General features: G+C 64.3%; 18 protein-coding genes and 1 tRNA gene. 5 read left to right on the top strand and 14 right to left on the bottom strand.

All coding sequences use genetic code 11. The features are described from left to right. Positions 1–14 precede the first annotated feature (14 nt). Positions 15–830 (bottom strand): division plane positioning ATPase MipZ, encoded by an 816-nt coding sequence (locus A3736_RS12955; RefSeq protein WP_067683658.1) that lies wholly within the window; start codon positions 828–830, stop codon positions 15–17. A 94-nt stretch (positions 831–924) separates the two neighbouring features. Between A3736_RS12955 and panC the strand changes: the two genes are divergently transcribed. Continuing rightward, entirely contained in the window at positions 925–1,776 is an 852-nt protein-coding gene (panC, locus tag A3736_RS12950) for a pantoate--beta-alanine ligase (RefSeq protein ID WP_067683655.1), read from the top strand. On the opposite strand, the gene A3736_RS12945 is transcribed toward panC, so the two are convergent. From A3736_RS12945 to A3736_RS12935, 3 genes are all read right to left on the bottom strand, one after another. After that, on the bottom strand, positions 1,773–2,582 hold the full coding sequence (locus tag A3736_RS12945) for a class I mannose-6-phosphate isomerase (protein ID WP_067683652.1): 810 nt from the start codon (positions 2,580–2,582) through the stop codon (positions 1,773–1,775). The two genes, panC and A3736_RS12945, sit on opposite strands and share 4 nt — an antisense overlap. Next, the gene (locus tag A3736_RS12940; RefSeq protein WP_067683649.1) at positions 2,579–3,628 is read right to left on the bottom strand and encodes a mannose-1-phosphate guanylyltransferase; all 1,050 of its coding nucleotides are present in this window, start codon (positions 3,626–3,628) and stop codon (positions 2,579–2,581) included. Before A3736_RS12940 ends, A3736_RS12945 begins: the two co-directional genes overlap by 4 nt. A 118-nt stretch (positions 3,629–3,746) precedes the next feature. Then, positions 3,747–3,820 (bottom strand) — tRNA-Gly (locus A3736_RS12935). A 188-nt stretch (positions 3,821–4,008) separates the two neighbouring features. On the opposite strand from A3736_RS12935, the gene cysD reads away from it, so the two are divergent. The 3 genes from cysD to A3736_RS12920 are packed head-to-tail and all read left to right on the top strand — an operon-like array spanning position 4,009 to position 7,576. Then, entirely contained in the window at positions 4,009–4,911 is a 903-nt protein-coding gene (gene cysD, locus A3736_RS12930; RefSeq protein WP_067683646.1) for a sulfate adenylyltransferase subunit CysD, read from the top strand. Beyond that, on the top strand, positions 4,911–6,827 hold the full coding sequence (gene cysN, locus A3736_RS12925) for a sulfate adenylyltransferase subunit CysN (RefSeq protein WP_067683643.1): 1,917 nt from the start codon (positions 4,911–4,913) through the stop codon (positions 6,825–6,827). Before cysD ends, cysN begins: the two co-directional genes overlap by 1 nt. Before the next feature lie 8 nt (positions 6,828–6,835). After that, positions 6,836–7,576, top strand: a complete 741-nt coding sequence (locus A3736_RS12920; protein ID WP_067683640.1) for a 3'(2'),5'-bisphosphate nucleotidase CysQ — start codon at positions 6,836–6,838, stop codon at positions 7,574–7,576. Between the two features lie 55 nt (positions 7,577–7,631). On the opposite strand, the gene A3736_RS12915 is transcribed toward A3736_RS12920, so the two are convergent. The 8 genes from A3736_RS12915 to pepN form a co-directional block, all read right to left on the bottom strand. Then, on the bottom strand, positions 7,632–8,267 hold the full coding sequence (locus A3736_RS12915) for an OmpA family protein (protein WP_082851480.1): 636 nt from the start codon (positions 8,265–8,267) through the stop codon (positions 7,632–7,634). After that, entirely contained in the window at positions 8,264–10,126 is a 1,863-nt protein-coding gene (locus A3736_RS12910) for a sodium:proton antiporter (protein WP_067683637.1), read from the bottom strand. Before A3736_RS12910 ends, A3736_RS12915 begins: the two co-directional genes overlap by 4 nt. Before the next feature lie 112 nt (positions 10,127–10,238). After that, entirely contained in the window at positions 10,239–10,775 is a 537-nt protein-coding gene (locus A3736_RS12905) for an adenine phosphoribosyltransferase (protein WP_067683667.1), read from the bottom strand. Between the two features lie 78 nt (positions 10,776–10,853). After that, positions 10,854–11,699: a cytochrome c1 gene (locus A3736_RS12900; RefSeq protein WP_067683634.1), complete on the bottom strand. Its 846-nt coding sequence runs from the start codon at positions 11,697–11,699 to the stop codon at positions 10,854–10,856. A gap of 34 nt (positions 11,700–11,733) precedes the next feature. Then, positions 11,734–13,026 carry a cytochrome b/b6 gene (locus tag A3736_RS12895; RefSeq protein WP_067683631.1) on the bottom strand — a complete coding sequence of 431 codons (1,293 nt, stop codon included), beginning with the start codon at positions 13,024–13,026 and terminating at the stop codon, positions 11,734–11,736. A gap of 27 nt (positions 13,027–13,053) precedes the next feature. Continuing rightward, the gene (petA, locus tag A3736_RS12890; RefSeq protein ID WP_067683628.1) at positions 13,054–13,635 is read right to left on the bottom strand and encodes a ubiquinol-cytochrome c reductase iron-sulfur subunit; all 582 of its coding nucleotides are present in this window, start codon (positions 13,633–13,635) and stop codon (positions 13,054–13,056) included. 245 nt (positions 13,636–13,880) lie between these two features. Next, the gene (gene pgeF, locus A3736_RS12885) at positions 13,881–14,555 is read right to left on the bottom strand and encodes a peptidoglycan editing factor PgeF (protein ID WP_067683625.1); all 675 of its coding nucleotides are present in this window, start codon (positions 14,553–14,555) and stop codon (positions 13,881–13,883) included. Further along, entirely contained in the window at positions 14,548–17,202 is a 2,655-nt protein-coding gene (gene pepN / locus A3736_RS12880; RefSeq protein WP_067683664.1) for an aminopeptidase N, read from the bottom strand. Before pepN ends, pgeF begins: the two co-directional genes overlap by 8 nt. Before the next feature lie 66 nt (positions 17,203–17,268). On the opposite strand from pepN, the gene A3736_RS12875 reads away from it, so the two are divergent. After that, positions 17,269–18,057, top strand: coding sequence for an NAD(P)-dependent oxidoreductase (locus tag A3736_RS12875; protein WP_067683623.1), 789 nt, complete (start codon positions 17,269–17,271; stop codon positions 18,055–18,057). Here the strand turns inward: A3736_RS12875 and A3736_RS12870 are convergent. Together A3736_RS12870 and A3736_RS12865 are read right to left on the bottom strand one after the other, a co-directional pair. After that, positions 18,054–18,998, bottom strand: a complete 945-nt coding sequence (locus A3736_RS12870) for a DMT family transporter (RefSeq protein ID WP_067683621.1) — start codon at positions 18,996–18,998, stop codon at positions 18,054–18,056. The two genes, A3736_RS12875 and A3736_RS12870, sit on opposite strands and share 4 nt — an antisense overlap. Beyond that, positions 18,995–19,990, bottom strand: a complete 996-nt coding sequence (locus tag A3736_RS12865) for a low specificity L-threonine aldolase (RefSeq protein WP_067683661.1) — start codon at positions 19,988–19,990, stop codon at positions 18,995–18,997. Before A3736_RS12865 ends, A3736_RS12870 begins: the two co-directional genes overlap by 4 nt. Positions 19,991–20,003: the final 13 nt, after the last annotated feature.

Here is a 20,003-nt window from a genome sequence, read left to right as displayed (position 1 = left end):
CACCAGCCAGCGGATCATGCCGCCTTGTCCTCCAGGCCGATGCCGGGAAGGCGCAGGCTGGCGATGAGACCGCGCAGTTCCTGCCGCGCGACGAGGTGGCTGGTGCCGAGATCGCCGAGATGCCCCTTGTCGAGCAGGGTCAGGCCCGAGGGGAAAAGCTCGCGATAGATCACACGCTCCGACAGGCCCTTGGCGATGCGGAAGCCGACCCGCTTGGACATTTCCGCCAGCGCCTTTTCCAGACGCGCCATATTGCGCGCTTCGGTATAACCGGTGCGGTTCCTGACTACGACCCAATCCAATTCGCGCCGATCCTGCTCCAGCCCCATGCGCGAGCGTTTGAGGCGCGCTTCCCAGATCAGTTCGGCGTAGAAGGACAGCTTCTTAACCTTGAACGTTTCGGCATCGACCTGGCCGATGAGGTCGAAATCGACGAAGCTGTCGTTCATCGGCGTGACCAGCGTGTCGGCCTGTTCGGCGGCGATGCGCGCCATCGGATCGTCGCGCCCCGGCGTGTCGACAATCAGGAAGTCGGCCGTCTGCGCGAACCGGTCGAGCGTCGCTTCGAGCGTTTTCTCGTCCTGGCCTGCCGCCGTTCCGTCGAAAACCTCGCAGGTCGGCGTCGGCAGTTCGATTCCGCGCTTTGCCTGAATGGCCTCGCGGTTCTCGATATAGCGATGCATCGTGCGCTGACGCGGATCGAGATCGATCGCGGCGACCGTCTTGCCCATATAGGCGAGCGCCACCGCCACGTGGACCGCCGTGGTCGATTTGCCGGTCCCGCCCTTCTCGTTGGCGAAGACGATGCGATGGGCACGATTGTGAGACAAGGGGTGCGCTGCTTTCCGTGTTCGTACGTCGAGTATTGTCGCGCCCGAACCGATGCGGCTAGGGCGGTCCCGGCCATAACCGAAGGGTGCCCCCGTGCAAACCGCGACCACGCTCGAAATGTTGAGAAGCTTCATCGCCGGGCTGCGCGAGGAAGGCGGCGGCTCGATCGCACTCGTGCCGACGATGGGCGCGCTGCACGAAGGGCATCTGACACTGATCCGCGAAGCGCGGGCGCGCGCCGACCATGTCGTCGCCTCGATTTTCGTCAATCCGCGCCAGTTCGGAGCGAACGAGGATCTCGACGCCTACCCCCGCCAGTTGGCGCGCGACAGCGACCTTCTGGCGGGCGAGGGCGTGGCCGTGCTTTGGGCGCCCGCGCCGAGCGAGGTCTATCCTGAAGGCTATGCGACCAATGTCTCGGTCAGCGGGGTCAGCGCAGGGCTCTGCGGCGCGGATCGGCCGGGTCATTTCGACGGCGTGGCAACGGTGGTGCTGAAGCTCTTCAACCAGGTTCGACCCGACATGGCGCTTTTCGGCGAGAAGGACTGGCAGCAACTCGCCGTGATCCGCCGCATGGCCCGCGATCTCGACCTGACCTTTCCGCATGTCGCGGCCATTTACGGCGTCGGGATCGTGCGCGAGGCGGACGGGCTCGCGATGAGCAGCCGCAACGCCTATCTCTCGCCCGACGATCGCCAGCGCGCCGCCGCTCTGCCCCGCGCGATGGAGGATGCGGCGGCCGTGATCGCTGATGGCGGCGATGCCGCGCGCGCTCTGGGCAATCTGAAGGAAACGCTGCGCGTGGCAGGCTTCGAAAGCGTCGATTACGCCGAATTGCGCGATGCGGACAGCCTGGCCCCGCTGGAGAGCGATAACGGCAATGCGCGCCTGTTCGTCGCCGCGCGGATCGGCGGCACACGCCTGATCGACAATCGCGCGGTCTAAAGAACCGGTTGAGCGATTAGAATCTTGGCGTCGCCTTCAATCGAAAGCGACGACCAGTCGCGAACCAGCGCACATTGCCCTGCCGCGACCCTTTCGCCCTCAATCGTGGCGCTTCCTGAAACCGGGATGACGAGAAAGGCGCCCTCATACCGCGCCCTCACGTCAGGCGAGGCCGCGCCATCGAGCCGATCGAGCCGGAACAGCGGTCCCTCTACCAGAGTGACCTCCCCCGTTTCCGCCACGCGGCGCCTCATGCGCGGAGGATGCGGTTCACCCTTGGCGACTGCGATTGCCGCATCGAGATGCAGTTCGCGCGGGCGCCCATAATCGTACAGGCGATAGGTTATGTCGCTGTTCTGCTGGATTTCGATCAGGCTGCACCCTGCTCCGATTGCGTGCACTGTGTTGGCGGGGATATAGAAGAAATCGCCTGGGACGACATCGAACCAGGCCATTCTCGCTTCGATCGAGCCGTCGAGAGCGGCCGATTTGAGCGTTTCGGCGTCGAGCGGTTCCTCGAAACCGATACCGATCCGCGCACCCGGTTCGCAAGCGGTGATCAACCAACACTCTTCCTTGCCTTCGCTCCTGCCGGTCGCAGCCAGAGCCTGAGCGTCGTCGGGATGGACCTGGACGGACAGATTTTCGCTGGCGAATAGATATTTGACGAGCAGATCGTCGAGCGCGGCCGGCGGTTCGAACCAGAATTCACCGATGCGCTTTCCTTCGGGTGCCACGAACGGTGCGGGCAGCCGATCACGCCCCCAGGGTTTTTCGACCGAGCGGACCGGAAGAAGCGAACTCATTCGTGCTTATCCTGGTTCTGGGCGCCCGTGAGTTTTCCGACCTTTTGCGTCCCGTCCACGGTGGTCACCAGCACCTCGTCGCCATCGACAACGATGCAAAGGTCCTCGAGACCGATCGCCGAAACGCGCGGGCCATCGGTTTCGATGAGGACATTGCGGCAGTCGACCAGTTCCGCCCGCCCGATGACTCGATTGCCGTCCGCATCGCCTGGACGCTTATCGCGCACCACATGCCAGTTGCCGATATCCGACCATCCCATATCGACCGGTACGACGGCAGCCCGATCGGTTTTTTCCATGACGGCATAGTCGATCGATTCGCTGGGCACGGCGGCGAACAGTTCCGCATCGGGTTCGAAGCGATTGTCCTTCTCGTGACCGGTCGCGACCGCGTTCGCCACCGCATCAGCGATATCGGGTCGGTGGGCTGCGAGCTCTTCGAGATAACGCCCGGCGGTGAAAACGAAGATACCTCCGTTCCAATCGTATCCGCCGTCTTCGACAAAAGCTTTGGCGCGGTCACGATCGGGCTTCTCCACAAAGCGCTCGATCTCGTACGCGCCGTCCCCCATGGCATCGCCGCGTTTGATATATCCAAAGCCGGTCTCGGGCGCGGTCGCGCGGATCCCAAAGGCCACGAGCCGTCCTTCGCGCGCCAGTTCCGCCCCCCGGCGCGCCGCTTCGATAAAGGCTTCGGTATCGGAGATGTGATGATCGCTCGGACAAACGAGCATGACCTGATCCGCAGGTAGCCGCAAAGCCGCAAGTGCGATCGCCGCGGCAGTGTTGCGCGCGCTCGGCTCCACGATGATCGATACGTCGCCCTCGAGAGTCTCGCTCTCCACATGGTCGAGATGACCCTTACCGGTCACGATCATCGCCGAGGCGAATGCGCTGTCGCCCTGCGTCCTTGCTAGCGCCTGACCGAACAGCGTCTCATCGCCCACAAGCGGCAGGAAGGGCTTGGGTCTCGAAATTCGGCTACGCGGCCACAACCGCGTGCCGCTACCGCCGCAAAGAATTACGGGTGAAATACTCTCGCTCATGCGATGGCGCTTATTGCTCCGCCACGTCGCGGGCAAGCCAAGATGGTGGGAAAATCAGATGCGTGTCATGTTTACTGTGGCGAAGAGCGTGCGAAACACGGCGAAGCGATGAAAATCATGGAGCGGGTAGCGGGAATCGAACCCGCATAACTAGCTTGGAAGGCTAGGGCTTTACCACTAAGCTATACCCGCCCGCTGCACGTTTCGGCAGGCGCCGCCTTTGCCACTCCTGGCGGCGCGTCGTCAACTGGTTTGCATCGGCCGGTTTGCGCAATACCGTGCGCGCGCTTTTTTTCGGCGGCCGATCACCGGGCGCTTGTCCGTGCGACACGAAATGTTTCTTCCGTCGCGTCGGGCCCGACCTTACCTCGCCATCCATCATGACCAGCCGAACCCATCTCGACCGGCTTGAGGCCGAAAGCATCCATATTCTGCGTGAAGTCGTCGCCGAGGCGGCCAAGCCCGTCATGCTGTACTCGGTCGGCAAGGACAGTGCAGTGATGCTGCACCTGGCCCGCAAAGCCTTCCATCCCGCCCCGCCTCCCTTCCCGCTTCTCCATGTCGACACGACCTGGAAATTTCGCGCCATGTACGAGCTGCGCGAAAAGGCGGCGAAGGATGCAGGCATGGAATTGCTCGTCTGGCAGAACCCCGAGGCCAAGGAGCGCGGTATCAATCCGTTCGATCACGGCCCGCTCCACACCGATATGTGGAAGACGCAAGGGCTGAAGCAGGCGCTCGACCATTACGGGTTCGACGCGGCGTTCGGCGGGGCGCGGCGCGACGAGGAGAAGAGCCGTGCGAAGGAACGCGTGGTCAGCTTCCGCAGCGCGAGCCACGCCTGGGATCCCAAGGCCCAGCGGCCGGAACTCTGGAACCTCTACAATCTGCGCAAGGCCAAAGGCGAAAGCCTGCGCGCCTTTCCGCTGTCGAACTGGACCGAGCTCGATATCTGGCAGTACATCATGGCCGAGAATATCGAGATCGTGCCGCTCTATCTGTCGCAGCCCCGCCCCACGGTGGAGCGTGACGGCATGCTGCTGATGGTCGATGACGAGCGCTTCCCGCTGCGTGACGGGGAAGAGCCGCAGATGCGCTCGATCCGCTTCCGCACCCTTGGTTGCTATCCGCTCACCGGCGCGGTCGAGAGCGAGGCGGACACGCTCGAAGGCGTGGTGCGCGAAATGTTGCTGACCACCACCAGCGAACGCCAGGGCCGCGCGATCGACAAGGACGATTCCGGCGCCGGGATGGAACGCAAGAAGGTGGAGGGGTATTTCTGATGAACCGGCCTGACGACACCGCCTATCGCGCCGATGCCCTGATCGACGAAGACATCGGCGAATATCTCGACCGCCATCGCGACAAGGACATGCTGCGCTTCATCACCTGCGGCAGCGTGGACGATGGCAAATCGACGCTGATCGGGCGCCTGCTCTATGACAGCCGCCGGGTCTTCGCGGACCAGCTGGAAGCGCTGGAGGCGGACAGCAAGGCATCGGGCACGCGCGGGGCGGAGCTCGATTTCGCGCTGCTGGTCGATGGGTTGGCGGCGGAGCGCGAACAGGGCATCACGATCGACGTCGCCTATCGCTTCTTCGCGACCGAGGCGCGCAAGTTCATCGTCGCCGATTGTCCCGGCCACGAACAATATACGCGCAACATGGTAACCGGCGCGTCCACTGCCGATGCCGCCGTCATCCTGATCGATGCGCGCAAGGGCGTGCTGACCCAGACGCGCCGCCACAGTTTCCTGTGCCACCGGCTCGGCATTCGCAACATGGTGCTGGCGGTCAACAAGATGGACCTCGTCGATTTCAGCCAGGAACGGTTCGACGCGATCGAGGCCGAATACCGCGCCTTTGCCGAGGAACTCGGGATCGAGCGCATCACGGCGATCCCGCTTGCGGCCGTAACCGGAGACAATATCGCCACCAAATCGGAAGCGATGGATTGGTGGGACGGCCCGACGTTGATCGCGCATCTCGAAACCATCCCGGTACGCGACCAGTCGAGCGCGGACGCGCCATTCCGCTTGCCGGTCCAGTGGGTCAATCGCCCCCACCAGGACTTCCGCGGTTTTGCAGGCCAGGTCGCGGGCGGCACGGTCAAGCCCGGCGATGCAGTACGCATCCTGCCCTCGGGCACCACCACCACGGTGCGCGCGATCCCGTCCTTCGACGGCGACAGGGACAGCGCCGAAGCGGGCGATTCGATCACGCTCACTCTCGACGATGAAGTCGATTGTTCGCGCGGCGACGTCATCGCATCCGCCGACGATCCGCCCCAGGTGGCCGATCAGTTCGAAGCGACGCTCGTCTGGATGGACGCCGAATCGCTGAAACCGGGGCGCGGATACTGGCTCAAGCTCGGCACGCAGACCGTGACCGCCACGATCGCCGAGCCGAAATACGAGATCAACGTTAACACGATGGCGAAGCTGGCGGCGACCAGCCTGGACCTCAATGCCATCGGCGTGGTCGAAGTGACGACCGAACGGCGGATCGTGTTCGAACCGTACGATACGAACCCCACGCTCGGCGGCTTCGTCCTGATCGACAAGGTGAGCAACCAGACGGTCGCTGCGGGCATGCTGCATTTCGCGCTGCGGCGCGCGCAGAACGTCCATTGGCAGGCGACCAGCGTCGGGCGCGAGGATCATGCCAGTCTCAAGAACCAGACCCCGCGGCTGCTATGGTTCACCGGTCTTTCGGGCTCGGGCAAATCGACGATCGCCAACGAAGTCGAAAAGAAGCTGGCGCTGATGAACCGCCACACCTTCCTGCTCGATGGAGACAATGTCCGCCATGGCCTGAACAAGGATCTGGGCTTCACCGAAACCGACCGGATCGAGAACATCAGGCGCATCGGCGAAGTCGCCAAACTGATGACGGATGCGGGCCTCATCGTCCTCACCGCCTTCATCAGCCCCTTCCGGGCCGAGCGGCAGATGGTGCGCGACATGCTTCCCGATGGCGAGTTCATCGAGATCTTCGTCGATACGCCGCTTGAAGTGGCGGAGCAGCGCGACGTGAAGGGTCTTTACAAGAAAGCGCGCGAGGGAAGCCTCAAGAACTTCACCGGGATCGACAGCCCGTATGAAGAGCCGCAGGCGCCCGAAATTCGCGTCAACACGGTCGATATGACGGCCGAAGAAGCGGCGGATTATATCGTGTCGCGCATCCTCCCGCTGAAGTGAGCGAGCGAATGGCAAGCCACGAAACCGATGGCGATCTGGCCGCGCGGCTGGCGCAGGAAGCGGGCCAATTGCTGCTCGATCTGCGCGCACAGGGCGAATTCGAAGGCCGCGCGTTGGGCGAGGAAGGCGATCGACGCGCCAACGCGCTGTTGATGGCGGCGCTGAAAGAGGCCCGTCCCCACGATGGTATCCTGAGCGAGGAAACGCGCGACACGCCCGAGCGGCTCGAGAAAAGCCGCGTCTGGATCGTCGATCCGGTCGATGGGACACGCGAATATGGCGAGGGGCGGCCGGACTGGGCCGTCCATGTGGGCCTCGCCGTTGATGGCGCGGCGCATCTCGGCGCGGTTGCGCTACCGGGTATGGCGGGCCAGCGCGTGTTGCGATCCGACCAACCGATCGCCTGCGATCCGACGACGTGTCGCCCCCGCATGGTGGTCAGCCGCTCGCGCCCTCCGGCAGAAGCCGAAAAGGCGGCGGCGGCAGTCGATGCCGAGATCGTGCCGATGGGCTCCGCCGGCGCGAAGGCGATGGCCGTGGTGCGCGGCGCAGCGGAAATCTATCTGCATTCCGGCGGGCAGTACGAATGGGACAGCTGCGCCCCGGTCGCGGTGGCGCTCGGATATGGACTGCACTGCTCGCGTCTCGACGGGAGCCCGCTGCGCTACAACGCGCGTGACACCTATCTGCCCGATCTGCTGATCTGCCGACCCGATCTGGCGGACGGCATTCTCGGCGCTATCAGCTAGTCCGGCTAACGTCGGTTTGAGTGGCTTCCGGCTGAAGCCATTCGCTGTCGAAGCCTCAATCCGCAGTCGCTCGCGAAAGGTTCTCCGCGATCGTCGGCTCGGGCTGTTCGATCTCTTCGGGGGCGGCTTCTTCCGACGCACCGGGAAGCGCGACATGCACTTCGACACGGCGATTGGCGGCGCGGTTCCGCTCGTTCGGAGTACCGTCCGGATTGGCGTTCGGCGCGATCGGGTTCTGTTCGCCAAAGGCGATAATGGTGATCCGCTCTTCGTCGATCCCGTTTTCGACCAGATAGTCCCGCACCGCCTCGCCGCGCGATTGCGATGCGCGCTGGTTGGCGTCGCCCGGCCCGCCCGCATCGCTGTGGGCGCGCAGGACGATCGGACCGCCCTCTTCGATCTGGGGCGACTGAAGCAGGGTGTCGAGATCGGCGGTCGCCGATTCGGACAGCTCCGCTCCGCCTTCGGGGAAGCCGATCCGCGCGTCGAGCGGCGCCAGAGGCGGCGGCGGCAGAGGCGCGGTATCCTCCAGATCGTCACGAATGATCGAATTCTGCGCCCCCGTCTGAGTCGAGCTCGGCTCTGGCGCCGGTTCGCGCGTATCGCCGGATCCGCAGGCGGCAAGCGCCAGCGCCAGAGCGAGGCCGGTGAGAATACGATGCGATGGGACGTGCGCGAACGGGTCGATCATGCTGGTTCGGGCTTGGGCCCGCCTTTCTCTTTCTTCTGGGCTTTCTTGGCCGCGGTGTCTTCCGCAGTACGCGCCTGGGGCGAAAAGCTGATGATGACGTCGCCTGCACGCGGTTCCGGCCGGGCGGCGTGGGTAAAGAACCGCATCCGCCCGTTATCGCGCAGCAGCAGCAGCATGTGCGCGCCATCGGGCAGCTTCGCCTGGGCGGCCTCGAAATCGAATTCCTCGGACAGCTTGGTCTTGCGGAAGACCCAGCCCTGTTGCTGGCGTTCGCTGACCTCGGTCACGCCCCAACCCGATTCGAACAGGGCGCGCCCGCGCAGCGCTTCGGGCAGCGCGTGGCGGTCGTCCTCGTCGCCCGCCTCGCCCAACTGATAGACCGAATCGCGGCCGACCTCGTGCGCGAATTCGTTGCAGACGAGGGTGTTGTAGGCCTCGTTATCGGTTGCTGCGACCAGCGTCTGGAAGGGGCTCAGATCGAGATTGTGCTCGGTCGCCTCGTTCAGGATCTCTCCGTGGTAATAGGAAACGCCCTTGCGGCGGGCGAGCGCGAGGCGTTGCCAGCTGGAATCGACTACAGTCACCGGCGTTTTCAGATCGCGCATCTGTTCCGCCAGCGCGACCGTCCAGGGCGTGCTGCCAACGATGAGCAGGCCGGGGCGGGTCTGGCCCTTCACCTTGAGGAGACGGGCGACGAGATCGATGGTGAAACCGTGTGCCACGATGGTCGTGACCACCACGGCGAAGCTGAGGCCGATGAGGACATTGCCGTCCCCGAAGCCAAGTTCGGCAAGGCGCAGCGCGAACAGGCCCGATATCGCGACGAGCACGATCCCGCGAGGCGCGATCCAAGCTAGGAACAGCCGCTCGTTCCACGGGATCGAGCTGCCCAGCAGGCTGATGATGATCGTCAGCGGGCGGACCAGGAACAGCAGCGCCACGAGGAACGCGCCGAAGCGCCAGTTGAGATAGGAGAGATCTTCCCATTTGAGCGAAGCGGACAGCACGATGAAAATGCCCGAGACGAGCAGGATCGCGATGTTTTCCTTGAACGGATGAATGCTCCTGAGGCTCGACACGTTCATATTGGCGAGCGCGATGCCCATAACCGTCACCGCGACGAGGCCCGCTTCGTGTTCGATCATGTTCGAGACGACGAACACGGCGATCACCGCCGTCAGCAACACCGGAACCTTGAGATATTCCGGCACCGCCCCACGCGGAAAGGACCACGCTATTATGACGGCGGCAACGTAGCCGATCAGCCCGGCGAGGACGGCGGCGATGATGAGCGGCGGCACGACCTCGATCAGCGAGGCGCCGGGACTTTCCGCGACCTTGCGGAAATATTCGTAAGCGATGACCGCGCATAGCGCGCCGGTCGGATCGTTGACGATAGCTTCCCATTTCAGGATCGTCGCAGGACGCTGCTGGACCGCGCTCTGGCGCAGGAGCGGGATGACGACCGTGGGGCCTGTCACCACGAGGATGCCGCCGAACAGCACGGCCACCGGCCAGACGAGGCCGGCAATCTCATGCGCGGCGAGCGCCCCGAGGAACCAACCTACGACAACGCCCACCGTAGCGAGCCGCCATACAGCCTGGCCGGAATGGCGCAGTTCGCGAAAATCGAGGCTCAAGCCGCCTTCGAACAGGATCAGCGCGACGCCCACCGCCACCATCGGTTCGAGCAGTTCGCCGAATGCGTGTTCGGGATCGAACAGGCCGAAGACCGGTCCGGCGAGAAAGCCTGCGGCGAGCATCAGCACGATGGCAGGCCAACCGGTCCGCCACGCGATCCATTGCGAACCGATGCCGAGAATGCCCACGAGGGCGATGACGATCGCTTGTTCTTCCATGGCCTGAGCCGTGTTGCCCCCGATTGGTGCTCGTCTCGGCGCGACTGAACCCGCACAGGTGAGAGTATGCAAGGAGAAAGTGGTTTATTCGGCGCGGCTTAGACCCCGCGCATCAATTTCCAGGGAAGTCCATCAGTGCCGACACTGCAATGCCCATGGCATCCAGACGGGACGCCCCGCCGAGGTCCGGCAGGTCGATCACAAATGCCGCGGAGTCCACCACCGCACCCGCCTGGCGCAACAGGCTGGCCGCCGCACAGGCCGTTCCACCGGTAGCGATCAGATCGTCGACCAGGACGACGCGCTGGCCTTCGTGAACCGCGCCCGGATCCATTTCGAGCCGGTCGGACCCGTATTCGAGGGCATAATCGATCCCGATCGTTTCGACCGGCAGCTTGCCGGGTTTGCGCACGGGGACGAAGCCGATGCCGAGTTCGATCGCGACTGCCGACCCGAAGATGAAGCCGCGCGCTTCCATGCCCGCGATTGCCTGCGCCCCCGCCCCGCGCGCATGGGCGGCGAGGTGGTGGACGCTGGCCTTCAGGCCTGCGCCATCGGAAATCAGCGTCGTGATGTCGCGAAACTGGACGCCCGCTGCCGGGAAGTCCGGAACGGTGCGGACCAGCGCCTTGAGGTCGGAAGGTGTCATCATACACGCACCCAATACAAAACGGCCTCCCGCGCCGCAAAGCGCGAGAGGCCGGATGAATGAGGGTAGGAGACCGGTTTAGGCCTTGGTCTTCTTGGGCTTAACCGCCGACCAGATCTGGGTCTTGGAGAACCAGGCGAGAATGGTCGCGAACAGGAGGAAGACCAGCACCGGCCAACCCGTCTGCTTGCGCTTCACCAGCGTCGGTTCGGCAGTCCAGGTCAGGAAGGCCGCCACGTCGGTCGCCATCTGGCCGATGGTCGCCTCGGTTCCGTCGTCATAGGTCACCTGTCCGTTGCTGGTCAGCGGCGGCGCCATGGCGAGGTTCATGTTGGGAAAGTAGACGTTGTGATAGAGGCCCGGTCCCGGCGCCGCTTCGGGATGCTCTTCCAGCAATTCTTCCGACGGGGGCTGATAGCCGACCAGCAGCGAAGCCACGTAGTTCGTTCCATCTTCCCGCGCCTTCGTCATCAGCGAAAGGTCCGGCGGAATGGCATTATTGTTCGCCGCCGCAGCCGCCACGTTATTGGGATAGGGCTTGGGGAAGTAATCCGTCGGCTCGCCCGGGCGCGTGCTCGCCTCGCCGGTGTTCGGATCGATACCCGGCACGGTCCAGGTCGCCGCTTCGGCCTTTACCTGCGCTTCGGTGTAGCCAAGCTCGCCGAGATTGCGGAAGGCAACGAATTTGAGGCTGTGGCAGGCCGAGCAGACTTCCTTGTAAACCTTGTAGCCGCGCTGAAGCTGCCCGTAGTCCCACGTGCCGAAAGGTCCATCGAACGAATAGTTGACGTCCTGAGGATGCTTGTAGGGCAGGTGCGTGTCGGGCGCGTCATCGGTCGCGGCGGTGTAGGCCCCGACGCCGAAGGAGACGAGCGCGACGACGGCGAAACCCAGGCCGACGAGGATGGCGATGATGCGGATCATGCGAAAGTCTTCTCTCTCGTAGCGTTGCGTCGCGTCAGACCGCGGGCTGGGTGTTTTCGCCCAGCACGGCCTTCTTGTCGGATCCCAGCACCGCTTCGGTGATGGAATAGGGCAGCGGCTCGGGCTTCTCGATCTGGCTCACGATCGGGATGATCACGAGGAAGTGGATGAAGTAGTAAGCCGTCGCGATCTGGCTGAGCATGACATAGGGTTCTTCGGCCGGCGCACCGCCCAGATAGAACAGCAGCGCCATGCAGGGGATGAGGCCGAACCAGAAGAACTTGCGGAACAGCGGGCGATAGTGGCCGCTGCGCACCGGCGACTTGTCGAGCCAGGGCAGGAAGAACCACAGCAGGATGGCCGAGAACATCGCCAACACGCCCCAGAGCTTCGCCGGCAGGATGAAGTCGAAGGTGAAGGCACGTAGGATCGCGTAGAACGGATAGAAATACCATTCCGGCACGATGTGCGCGGGCGTAGAAAGTGGGTTCGCTTCGATATAATTGTCTGGATGGCCCAACACGTTCGGCAGGAAGAAGACGAACGTGAAGAAGATCAGCAGGATGATGCCCAGGCCGAAACCGTCCTTCGCCGTGTAATACGGGTGGAACGGCACGGTGTCGCTCTCGCTCTTCACTTCGACGCCGGTCGGGTTGGACGAACCGGGGATATGCAGCGCCCAGATATGCATGATCACGACGCCCATGATCACGAACGGCAGCAGGAAGTGCAGCGAGAAGAAGCGGTTGAGCGCGGCATTGTCGGGCGCGAACCCGCCCAGCAACCAGACCTGGATCGGCTCGCCGACAAGAGGAATGGCGCTGAAGAGGCCGGTGATCACCTTGGCGCCCCAGAAGCTCATCTGGCCCCACGGAAGCACATAGCCCATGAACGCGGTCGCCATCATCAGCAGGAAGATGGTGACGCCCAGCAACCAGATCATTTCGCGCGGAGCCTTGTAGGAGGAGTAATAGAAACCGCGGAAAATGTGGATGTAGACGACCACGAAGAAGAAGCTGGCGCCGTTGGCGTGCGCATAGCGCATCAGCCAGCCCCAGTTGATATCACGCATGATATGTTCGGTCGTCGCGAAGGCCACGCTCGCATTGGCGGCGTAGTGCATCGCCAGGACCACGCCGGTGACGATCTGGAGCACGAGGAAGAACCCGGCGAGAACGCCGAAATTCCACATATAATTGAGGTTGCGCGGCACCGGATAACCGGCACCGACCGCGTTGTAGACCAGACGCGGCACAGGCAGCTTCTCGTCGAGGAACTTGGTCAGCCCGTTGCTCGGCTCGTATTGTTTCGCCCAGGGAAAGCTCATGATCTCTCTTCCAGTCCGTCCTCAGCCTCAGCCGACGAGAATCGTCGTATCCGTGGAAAACTCGTAATCGGGCACCAGCAGATTGGTCGGCGCCGGCCCTTTGCGGATGCGGCCCGCCGTGTCGTAGTGCGAGCCGTGGCAGGGACAGAAATAGCCCCCGTACTCGCCCTTGTTCTCACCTTCGGCAGCGCCCAGCGGCACACATCCGAGATGGGTGCACACGCCCATCGTAACGAGAAGGTCGGTGTGCCCTTCCTTGGTGCGTTCAGCCAGAGTCTCGGCATCGCGCAGATCGCCGATCGGCACGGCGTCCGCCTTGGCGATTTCTTCCGGCGTCAGGCGGCGCACGAAGAGCGGCTGCTTGCGGAAGACCGCCTTGATCGCCTGGCCGGGCTCGATCGCGGATACGTCGATCTCGGTCGTGCTTTCGGCAAGCACGTCCTTCGACGGCGCCATCTGGCTGATCAGCGGCAGCAGGACGACTGCCCCACCGACGCCGGCGGCGCTGATCGCGGCGACATTGATGAAGTCGCGCCGGCGGAATTCGCCCGTCGCGGTCTCGACCTGCGTGTCCGTGGTTGCAGCGGTGGTTGCAGCGGTATCTGCCATCAGAGCGTTGCCTGTCTCGTCTCGTTTCGCGCGTCCGGCGGATGCCGGACGGATTGCCCCTCCGGCCCAAAGCGCCAATTGCCTGCGGGGTCACCCCTCCAAAAGGTCAATTCGCGCCACGCATGCGAAGGGCGCGCCGCGCCCCGACATTGCCGGTTAGCGCGGCCTGTAAACGCTATGTCACACCTTGCCAACCGCCATTTTAGGCAAGTTGCGGCGCAGTGCGCGCTACCGTTACGGCACGCTTAGGCGAGCAAGATGAGCGAGATCTGCCGCCCCCCGGTGGGCTCGCCGCGATGCGAAGCGCGGCGGAAGCTGAAAAAGTTGCTCTCTTCGCGATAGGTGTCGCGCCCCAGCGCATCAATTTGATCGACACCCGCTTCGCGCAGTCGCGCCGCGACATAGCCGGGCAGGTCGAAATGCCAGTGGCGTTCCCGCCCCGGCGCGAAGAAGCGCGCGTCTTCGCCGTCGAAATGCGCCCGGAACGGCGCATCGACCTCGTAGCTCGCCTGCGCGACGCAAGGTCCGATGGCCGCCGCGATGCGGGCTCTCTCCGCGCCCAGATCCACCATGGCGGCAATCGTGTTGGCGATTACGCCGCCCCTCTCGTCACCCACGGCACCGCGCCACCCGGCATGCGCCGCGCCGACCACGCCTGCCTCGGCATCGGCGAGAAGGACCGGAGCACAGTCGGCGGTGACGATCCCGAGCACGAGGCCGGGCGTCGCGGTGACGAGCGCGTCGACTTCGGGCGGGTCGCCCGGCCAAGGCTTTCCGACGACTGCGACATCGGGCGAGTGGACCTGTTTCGCTACGATCAGCGGCGCGCCGGGAAGGATATCCTCCGCAGTACCGCCCGTGCGGGTCGAAAACCCGTGCGGCACTTCGCCCAGAATCGCGCTGGTCAGCAGATCAGCCAAGCGAACGGGTAACCTGTTCGTAGGTGTCGCGCGACAATTTCGGCGCCTCGGCGATGCGTTCGAGCTGTTCCTTCATCAGCGCGGCCCTCTTCGGCTCCATGCGGCGCCAGCGCCCGAGTGGAGGGACGAACCGCGCGGCGGTCTGCGGATTGATCGGATCGAGGGCCAGGATAAGGTCCGCGATCATGCGATACCCTTCGCCCGATTCCGCGTGGAAGCCCTGCGCCGTACCTGCAAAGGCCATGTAAAGCGATCGCACCCGGTTGGGATTGCGAAAGGTGAAGTCCGGATGGTCCGCCAGCGCCTTCACTTGGTCCAGAACGTCGGGATGCAGCGAGGAGGCCTGGATCGCGAACCACTTGTCGACTGCCAGCGGATTGTCGCGATAGCGTTCGTAGAACGCCGCGAGCCGGTCCGTCCGCGCAGCGCCTTCGAGCCCGCTCAGCACCATCAGCGCGCCTTGGCGATCGGTCATGGTGTCGGCGGAATCGTATTGGTCCGATGCCAGCTTTTCGGCCCGCTTCGGGTCGGACGCGGCGAGATAGGACAGGGCCAGCGTCTTCACCTTGCGTGCGCCGCTGGCTTGCGCCGTGCGCCCGCCATCGGCCGCGGCGGCGCGTTCGTAGAGGGCGTTGAATTCGCTCGCCAGCTTATCGCCCAGCCACGCCTTCAGCCCTTCGCGCTCTTCGAAGATGCGACCCGGATCGGCGACCAGCATCTGTTCGGCGAGATAGGTCTGGCTCGGCAGCATCAGCAATTCGCCGCGCATCTGATCGTCCAGCGTCTCGTCGGCGAGGATGGCGCGCACAGCTTCGGCGATTGCCTGCCGCGCCGAATCGCGATCGGTTCCGGACAGGCCGCCGCCCACCGCCTCGACCAGATGGCCGACTACGAGATCCTGCAAGGCCTCGTAACGCGCGAAGGGATCGTCGTCCTTCGCGGCGAGGAAGGCGAGATCCTCGCGCGGGATGTCCCGTTCGATCCGCACCGGAGCGGTGAAGCCGCGATTGATCGACAGGACCGGTTCGGCGTCGAACCCGTCGAAGGTGAAACGCGCACGGGCTTCGTCGAGCACGATCAGCTTCTCGCCGCGATGCGCCCCGGTTTCGCGATCGAACAGAGCGATGCGCAGCGGGATCGGCATCGGCTGCTTCTCGTCCTGCCCCGGTGTCGCGGGCACGTCCTGCGTCAGTTCCACGACCGCCGTCGAGCCTTCGAGCGCGGTCTTCACGCTCACCTTCGGCGTGCCGGCCTGGCTGTACCATAGGCGGAATTGCGTGAGGTCGAGCCCGGCGCCGTCTTCCATCGCCACGATGAAATCCTCGCAGGTCGCCGCTTCGCCGTCATGGCGTTCGAAATAGAGGTCCGTGCCTTCGCGAAAGCGCGTCTCGCCCGCCATGCTGCGCATCATGCGGATGATTTCGGCGCCCTTGTTATAGACCGTCGCGGTGTAGAAATTGCTGATCTCGCGATAGCTGTCGGGGCGGATCGGATGCGCCAGCGGGCCCGAATCCTCGGGGAATTGGACGCTGCGCAATATCCGCACATCCTCGATCCGCTTGACCGGCTCGCTCCCCATATCCTGGCTGAACAATTGATCGCGTAGGACGGTGAAGCCCTCCTTCAGCGACAATTGGAACCAGTCGCGGCAGGTCACGCGATTGCCCGACCAATTGTGGAAATATTCGTGCGCGATCACGCCCTGAACCGCGTCGAAATCCCCATCCGTCGCCGTATCCGCGTCGGCAAGCACGTATTTGGTGTTGAAGACGTTGAGACCCTTGTTCTCCATCGCGCCCATGTTGAAATCCGAAACCGCGACGATGTTGAACACGTCGAGATCGTATTCGCGCCCGAACACCTTCTCGTCCCATTCCATCGAGCGTTTCAGCGATTCCATCGCATGCTCGGTCCGCTGGAGGTCGCCATCGCGGACCCAGATGGCGAGATCGACGTCTTTCCCGCTCTTCGTCGTGAAGCTGTCCTTGCGCGCCACCAGATCGCCCGCGACCAGCGCGAAGAGGTAGGAGGGCTTGGGCCACGGATCGTGCCAGACGGCCCAGTGCATCCCGTTCTCGCTCTTGCCCGATCCGGTGCGGTTGCCGTTCGCAAGCAGGACGGGGAACTGTTCTTCCGACGCATCCATGCGCACCGTATAGGTGCTGAGCACGTCGGGCCGGTCGGGGAAGAAGGTGATGCGGCGGAAGCCTTCCGCCTCGCATTGGGTGCAGAGCATTCCGCCGGATGCGTAAAGTCCCATCAGCTGCGAATTGGCGCTCGGGTCCAGCTCGGTCACGATGGTGAGGGTGTGCTTGTCGCCCGGCAGCGTCACGACGAGATCGTCCCCGTCCATCGTGTGCCCGTCGCATTCGCCGCCGTCGCATTCGAGCGAGACCAGCTCTAGCCCATCGCCATTCAGGCGAATCGTGGGCGAAGGTTCGGCGTCCGGATTGCGCTCGACATCGAGCGTGGCGGTCACGCGCGTCTTTTCCAGCCCCAGCGCGAATTCCAGCCGCGTGGTCGGCACCAGCCAGGGGAACGGCGCGTAATCCTCGCGCAGGATCGTCGGCGGCGATTGCGGCTGGATGGCGGCATCGGCCAGCTCGGGATTGCCATCGGCGGTGGAGGGGGTGCGGGCGATGTCCATCATATCGGCATTTCCATAAGGTTCGGATTATCTTGGCTTGTGCGCAGTCCCGGGTAGAACGCGAGGATGGCACATTTGTTCATTTTCGGTCTCGGCTACACCGCCACGCGGATCGCGCAAGCAGCGAAAGAACGCGGCTTCACCATTTCGGCCACTGGCAGCGCGGGCGACATCGCGTTCGAGGATGCGGACGCGGTCGCGCAGGAAATCGGGCGCGCCGATCATGTGCTCTCCTCCGTTCCGCCCGCGGACGATAGCGACCCGGTGCTCGATCGCTATGGCGATCTGCTGGACGGAAAATGGCTCGCCTATCTCTCCTCGACCGGTGTCTATGGCGATGCCGACGAAGCGTGGGTCGACGAGCAGTCTCCGACGGGCGAAGGGCGGCGCACCGCGCGGGCCGAATGCGATGCGCGCTGGCTCGATTGCGGCGCGCGGGTCTTCCGCCTGCCCGGCATTTACGGCCCCGGCCGCAGCATTTTCGAGCGGCTTGAAGAAGGCCGCGCGCATCGGATCGACATGCCGGACCAGGTCTTCAGCCGTGTGCATGTCGAAGATATCGTCAGCGGCGTTATCGCGGCCATCGCAGGCAATGCGCCGAGCGGAGCCTACAATCTGTCCGACAATCTCCCGACCAGCCAGAACGCGGTGGTGGAGGAAGCCTGCCGCCTGACGGGCCGCGAGCCGCCGCCGCTCCAGACGATGGAGGAAGCCGATCTCAGCCCGATGGCGCGCGGCTTCTATGCCGAGAATCGTAGAGTCGCCAATGGGAAGGCGAAGCGGGTATTGGGCTGGGAACCGGCTTATCCGACCTATCGCGAAGGCCTGGCCGCGATTCTCGCCGCAAAGGCTTAAGGCTCCGGCGTAGCCCGCCTGGGCGGAACGGCCGCCCGGCCTCTCAAGGCGACCACCATGCCACCCAGCACCAGAACGGCTCCGGCGGCGGGTAACAGCCCCCAGCGGTATCCTTCGAACAGCGTGGACAGGATCATCGCCACGACCGGCACGATGACGCTGGTATAGGCCGCCTGCCCCGCCCCGACCTTGCGGACGAGACCGTAATAGAGCGGGAAGGTCACCACCGACCCCAGCAGGCCGAGATAAAGGATGCCGAGCGCGTAGGACGGGCGCGGATCGAAGCTCGGCGGGCCCACCGTGACGAGCGCCAGCGCCGCGTTGATCGCCACACCCCACAGCATCGACCAGGCGAGCAGCGTCAGCAGCGGCTGGCGCTTCGCCCCCTCCATCGCCTGCGCGATATTGGCGGCGCTGGCGGACAGGATGCCGCCAAGCGTCAATCCCGCGCCGAGCAGGACTTCGCCGAGAGTCGCGGGCGAGGCGCGGTATTCCTGCGTAAACAGCAAAGCCACGCCGATCGCCGCGATGCCCGATCCCAGCACGAAGGCAGGCGTAATGCGCTGGCCGAGAAAGAGCCGCCCCAGCAGCGCGTTGGGCACTACCAACAGCGCGAACATCACGGCGACGAGGCCGGATGTGATGAAGTGTTCCGCATTATAGACGAAGGTGAAGTTGAGCGTGAACTGCGTGATGCCCAGCAGCAGCGCCCAACGCTGCCCCCCCTTGGCAAGCGCCAGCGATTCGCCGCGCAGCTTCGCCAGCGCGAACATTCCCAGGCACGCGACCACGAAGCGATAGGTGATCGACCATTGCGCGGGCACATTGCCGAGCTGGTCCTTGATCACCAGCCAGGTCCCGCCCCAGATCACGCTGACGAGCAGGAAAGCGCCGAGATTGCGCGGCGTCAGGAGCGTGGAATCGTCCGATCCCGCGCTCATAGAGCGGCGATCGCGTCGGCGAGTGCGCAGGCATCTTCTTCTCGCGTGTTCCAGGCAGTCACGAAGCGCGCGGCGTCCGCACCCCAATCGTAGAACTGGAAGCCGCGCGCGCGTAAGGCTTCGCGCTCGTCGGGCGACAATGTCACGAACACTTCGTTGGCTTCGACGGGATGCATGAGCCGCTCGCCGCAACTGGTCGCAATCTCGGCCGCCGCAGCATTGGCGGCGCGCGCGTTTTCGAGCCACAGATCGCCGTCGAGCATGGCGTGGAGTTGAGCCGCCAAGAAACGGCCTTTCGACTGAAGATGGCCCGCGCGCTTGCGGCGGTATTTTGCCACATCGGCCAGAGCGGGATCGAAGAACAGGATCGCCTCCGCGCTCATCCCCCCGTTCTTGACGCAGCCGAAGCTCAACGCATCGACCGGCCCCGCCGCTTCGCCTGGCGAGCAGCCGAGATAGGCGGTCGCATTGGCGAAGCGCGCGCCATCCATGTGGAAGCCCAGACCGCGCTCTCTGGCCAGCGTCGCCAGCGCCTTCACCTCGGCGGGCCGGTAGGCAACGCCGTATTCGCTGGCCTGCGTGATCGACAGGGCATGCGGCTGCACCTGGTGGACATCGTCGCGGATCGGATCGATCGCGGCGCGCACCGCTTGCGGCGTCAGCTTCGCGCTTTCGCCCTGGCACAGGATCAGCTTCGCCCCGTGGAGGAAAAAGCCCGGCGCGCCGCCTTCGTCGGCCTCGATATGCGCTTCTTCGTGGCAGACCACTCCGCCATGCGGCTGGCATAGGGTGGCAAGCGCCAGGCAGTTCGCCGCCGTCCCGGTCGCCACCCACAGCGCGACGCAATCGCGCCCGAAAACCTCGGAGAACTTCTCGTCCAGCGCCTGTGAATGCCCGTCCCCGTCATAGGGCGAATCGGGGCCGTCGGCGGCGCGCATCGCTTCCCACAGCTTCGGATGAACGGAGGCGGCGTTGTCGGACAGGAAGAGCATCGGAACGCCTGTA

The organism is Erythrobacter sp. HI0063 (assembly GCF_001635685.1).
Lineage (GTDB): Bacteria > Pseudomonadota > Alphaproteobacteria > Sphingomonadales > Sphingomonadaceae > Qipengyuania.
Note: the sequence above shows the minus strand (reverse complement) of the source record. Positions and strands in the feature narration are given on the sequence as shown.

Excerpts from the sequence above, each read along its gene's own strand:
- A3736_RS12945 (WP_067683652.1), bottom strand. The coding sequence starts at position 2,582 with ATGAGTTCGCTTCTTCCGGTCCGCTCGGTCGAAAAACCCTGGGGGCGT.
- A3736_RS12940 (WP_067683649.1), bottom strand. The coding sequence starts at position 3,628 with ATGAGCGAGAGTATTTCACCCGTAATTCTTTGCGGCGGTAGCGGCACG.
- cysD (WP_067683646.1), top strand. The coding sequence starts at position 4,009 with ATGACCAGCCGAACCCATCTCGACCGGCTTGAGGCCGAAAGCATCCAT.
- cysN (WP_067683643.1), top strand. The coding sequence starts at position 4,911 with ATGAACCGGCCTGACGACACCGCCTATCGCGCCGATGCCCTGATCGAC.
- A3736_RS12920 (WP_067683640.1), top strand. The coding sequence starts at position 6,836 with ATGGCAAGCCACGAAACCGATGGCGATCTGGCCGCGCGGCTGGCGCAG.
- A3736_RS12915 (WP_082851480.1), bottom strand. The coding sequence starts at position 8,267 with ATGATCGACCCGTTCGCGCACGTCCCATCGCATCGTATTCTCACCGGC.
- A3736_RS12910 (WP_067683637.1), bottom strand. The coding sequence starts at position 10,126 with ATGGAAGAACAAGCGATCGTCATCGCCCTCGTGGGCATTCTCGGCATC.
- A3736_RS12905 (WP_067683667.1), bottom strand. The coding sequence starts at position 10,775 with ATGACACCTTCCGACCTCAAGGCGCTGGTCCGCACCGTTCCGGACTTC.
- A3736_RS12900 (WP_067683634.1), bottom strand. The coding sequence starts at position 11,699 with ATGATCCGCATCATCGCCATCCTCGTCGGCCTGGGTTTCGCCGTCGTC.
- A3736_RS12895 (WP_067683631.1), bottom strand. The coding sequence starts at position 13,026 with ATGAGCTTTCCCTGGGCGAAACAATACGAGCCGAGCAACGGGCTGACC.
- petA (WP_067683628.1), bottom strand. The coding sequence starts at position 13,635 with ATGGCAGATACCGCTGCAACCACCGCTGCAACCACGGACACGCAGGTC.
- pepN (WP_067683664.1), bottom strand. The coding sequence starts at position 17,202 with ATGGACATCGCCCGCACCCCCTCCACCGCCGATGGCAATCCCGAGCTG.
- A3736_RS12875 (WP_067683623.1), top strand. The coding sequence starts at position 17,269 with ATGGCACATTTGTTCATTTTCGGTCTCGGCTACACCGCCACGCGGATC.
- A3736_RS12870 (WP_067683621.1), bottom strand. The coding sequence starts at position 18,998 with ATGAGCGCGGGATCGGACGATTCCACGCTCCTGACGCCGCGCAATCTC.
- A3736_RS12865 (WP_067683661.1), bottom strand. The coding sequence starts at position 19,990 with ATGCTCTTCCTGTCCGACAACGCCGCCTCCGTTCATCCGAAGCTGTGG.